The organism is Pandoraea pneumonica (assembly GCF_902459645.1).
GTDB lineage: Bacteria > Pseudomonadota > Gammaproteobacteria > Burkholderiales > Burkholderiaceae > Pandoraea > Pandoraea pneumonica.
Genome location: NZ_CABPSK010000011.1, coordinates 1 through 1,744 on the forward strand (window position 1 = coordinate 1; position 1,744 = coordinate 1,744).

The following is a 1,744-nucleotide window of genomic DNA, read 5'->3' on the forward strand; positions in this document are numbered from 1 at the left end:
TGCCATGGTCAACGTGACCAATGGTGCCGACGTTCACGTGCGGCTTAGTCCGCTCGAATTTTTCCTTTGCCATTTCCAACTCCTAACGGGTTATCTATTGCCGAGTTGCTCGGCATGTTGATTGCCGCGCTTCACACTATCTGGTGGTGCCCATGGGCAGGATCGAACTGCCGACCTCTCCCTTACCAAGGGAGTGCTCTACCACTGAGCCACATGGGCGAATCCTTTACTTCTTCTGCGTCTGCGCGTCACCTGGAGCGGGTGAAGGGAATCGAACCCTCGTCATAAGCTTGGAAGGCTTCTGCTCTACCATTGAGCTACACCCGCTTGGATTCCGACTCTCGCTTCCTTGATAATGAGCGCCGGAACTTCCGGCGCTCATTACTTCCGCATTCTGGTGGAGGAGGTTGGATTCGAACCAACGTAGGCGTAAGCCAACAGATTTACAGTCTGCCCCCTTTAGCCACTCGGGCACCCCTCCGCAGAGAATTTGCAATTATGGAGATGTCGCCCCACCTTGTCAACACCTTCCACGCATTAAAAGAGCAGTTTTTGTGCCTGCTGCCGCGGATTTTTTCTATCCGTGCGGCAAGCCTTTGATTTTCCTAGGAATCGAGACGGCGAGGCAGTAAGCACTCAACCCCACTGACGGCGCTCCAATAGCCGGCGGCGCCATCCGTCTAGGTGCCGGCTCAAGCTGTCGCGTCCCATATGGAATTCGCGGCGCAGCTTTTCCGCAAGCGAGCGCCTCGCTTTCTGACGGCCTGCGATGGTCGTGCCGAGGACGTCATCCCGATGGACGACGACACCGGGAGACATCGATATCATCCGGATACCGTGCTCCCAGTTCCGATTCAACATATCGTCGACCGGGTGCACCATGCGCTCGCCATAGGCCAGCAGCGTGAGGGCAGCCTCCCTGCGAATCAGGTAGCCCTGCGTGCCGCCCGGCTGCTTCCTGTGATCGTTCAGAATGGCCCCGTCGGGCAGCTGCCCGACTCGCCAGCATCCAGCCGAGCCGCATTCGCTCAACCGCAGGATGCCCCAAGGTGTCGCGGCGTCCAGCGCGAGAGTCAATCTTTCGGCGAATCCCGCCGTCAACTCGATGTCATCCTCAAGCACGCACCAAATGTCGTCGTTTGAGCGGGCGAGATCCTGCCAAATGCGATAGTGACTGTCGTAGCAACCAATCTCACCGAGTGTCAGGTGATTACCATACGTCCGCAGACGCGTGGACGCGTCGTAAGTCGATGGATACGCCTTAATCCGCTCTGCATTGAAGAAATTGAACGGCACCCCCGCAAGCGCCATTTGATGCGTCATGTGAGCTCTACGCTCGAGGCTATCTGTCAAAGAGATGACGATGACAGGAGGAAGCTTACGCGTCTGGTCCGGAAATTGATTCATTCGAACTAATTCGGCAGCGTCACGTGCTGGTAACTCACGTTCGCTACGCCCATATTGATTTATTAAACGGGCGATATCTTAAAGGCGAATTATCTCAATCCCATCCCCTTCCTATTACTTACAAGAGGGTGTTATCGGGGGTGTAGTGCTTTTATTGCGTAGATTTTAAATGTGAGGATTCACTATCTAAGACGCAATTTAAATCGGGAGGGTAATGTATCGCGAAGGCACTGACGGCTTACGCACAACCAATTCCGCTTGCGCAAAGCAAAAACCCCTTGCTACTTTGGTAGCAAGGGGTCTTTAGGGGAGCCTGACGATTACCTACTTTCACACG

At 54.8% G+C, this 1,744-nt stretch carries 1 protein-coding gene, 3 tRNA genes and 1 pseudogene; all 5 read right to left on the reverse strand.

Annotation, left to right across the window (positions count from 1 at the left end):
- A pseudogene (locus tag PPN31114_RS26725) lies at window positions 1-73 on the reverse strand (GTP-binding protein); the annotation flags it as partial.
- A gap of 71 nt (window positions 74-144) precedes the next feature.
- Window positions 145-219, reverse strand: a tRNA-Thr gene (locus PPN31114_RS26095).
- Between the two features lie 34 nt (window positions 220-253).
- Window positions 254-327, reverse strand: a tRNA-Gly gene (locus tag PPN31114_RS26100).
- A 68-nt stretch (window positions 328-395) separates the two neighbouring features.
- Window positions 396-481: transfer RNA gene (locus PPN31114_RS26105), tRNA-Tyr, on the reverse strand.
- Between the two features lie 155 nt (window positions 482-636).
- Window positions 637-1,407: a glycosyltransferase family 25 protein gene (locus PPN31114_RS26110; protein WP_150682418.1), complete on the reverse strand. Its 771-nt coding sequence runs from the start codon at window positions 1,405-1,407 to the stop codon at window positions 637-639.
- Window positions 1,408-1,744 lie beyond the last annotated feature (337 nt).

Coding starts and splice junctions, on each gene's coding strand:
- PPN31114_RS26110 (WP_150682418.1), bottom strand. CDS start 1,407: ATGAATCAATTTCCGGACCAGACGCGTAAGCTTCCTCCTGTCATCGTC.